This is a genomic window from Thermoanaerobacter sp. CM-CNRG TB177 (assembly GCF_018588165.1).
In the GTDB taxonomy this organism is placed as follows: domain Bacteria; phylum Bacillota; class Thermoanaerobacteria; order Thermoanaerobacterales; family Thermoanaerobacteraceae; genus Thermoanaerobacter; species Thermoanaerobacter thermocopriae.
Window position 1 is genome coordinate 1 of the sequence record NZ_JAFCAC010000005.1, and the last position, 1,533, is coordinate 1,533.

A 1,533-nucleotide genomic window follows, 5' to 3' on the forward strand; every position below is an offset into this window, starting at 1 on the left:
GGCTCTTTGTCAATAGTTGGGGTGGGTATTTTTTCTGAATGCCCACCTTTAAATTTTATCACATAATATGGTAATGATTGTTAGTTATTAGTTATAATAAGAGAGATAGTTAGAAGTATGAGTGGGTATTTATCCATGCTTTTCCATTCAGGCTCCATAATGATTGAAATATCTTTTATTTACAAAAATATTTATGCCTTTTATCACTAAAAATAGCATTAAATTTGAATATCAAGCATTACAATATAATATTCTTTTTCTGAATCGATGGAAGTTTCTATAACCATATGCAATTCTCTTAAGCACTTTAATTTTGTTATTGTAACCCTCCGTTACAGAATTAGTATAAGGTATATCAAAGGCATTAGTTATTTCTTCAAACCAACGGTTAAATACTTGTATACATCTTATAAATTCGTCAATTTTACTTTCTTTAGCTAACTGTATCCATCTTTTTAATTCTCTTTTTGCTTCTTCTGAAGTCTGACATTTTAATACTTTATCGAATCGCTCTTTTAAAAGATATGCCATCCTTAAATCATCACTATACCAAAACATTACTTCTAATTCTTCTCTTTGCTCCTTCGTCAAAGTATTATATTTTGCAAGGAATAGCTTTCGGCTTCTTTTAAAATATTTTCTTTTATTAGCCGTTAGTTCCTTTTGTATTCTCTTTCTTACATTCTCTACTGCCCAATATACATACCTTGTAAAATGAAATTTGTCTATGGCTATTTTGGCTCCTTTAAAATATGTTTTTGCTATATCAGCAAAAGGTCTCCACATATCTATAATAACCCATTTTACTTTGTTTCTGTCTTTAAACTTTTTGAAGTATTCACTTAAATTCTCTTGCTTTCTGTCATTTAAAATATCTAAGATTTTTCTTTCTTTAGGATCCACAATAATGCAATGATATTTTCTACCTCCAGAGTTTCCTTTGAATTCGTCTATACTGATGACTTCCGGCAATGTTTCATAATTGGTTTCTACTCCTATTGTATCAAGTAGTCTCATGACGGTTGTAATTGATACTCCTGTAAATTTAGCTATGTCTTTCATGCTATATTGATTTTTAAGATACTGCAGTATGTAAAAAGCTAATCTGTTGGTCATTCTATGATAGCGTGGTAAAAAGTATATATATTCATAAAATTTTTTGCCACAGTGTTTACAAATATACCTTCTCTTTTTTAATACTATGAATGTAGTTTTTCCCCACAGTGGTATATCTTTTATTCTCTGTACTCTGTAATCATGAATTTTAGATGTTAATTTTCCGCATTTTGGACAAACGTGAGGCTTTTGTTTCATTTTGATGTGAAACTCTATTCTATCGTCACTTTCTACAATGTTCTCCCAAATTATATCTTCAGATTTTAAAAAATTTGTGATATAATTACTTTGCACTTATTCTGATGCCTCCTTTTGTTAGATTGTTTTAACCACTTTCTATTATAGCAGGCATTCAGAATAAGTGCGCTACTTTTTTATGAGATGTTTTTTATCCACCCCAACATTTATTATAGAACC

1 protein-coding gene is annotated in these 1,533 nt (G+C 29.5%); it reads right to left on the minus strand.

Annotated features, from left to right (window positions below):
* Window positions 1–231: 231 nt before the first annotated feature.
* Window positions 232–1,410, minus strand: a complete 1,179-nt coding sequence (locus tag I4N53_RS00340; protein ID WP_214495312.1) for an ISL3 family transposase — start codon at window positions 1,408–1,410, stop codon at window positions 232–234.
* Window positions 1,411–1,533: the final 123 nt, after the last annotated feature.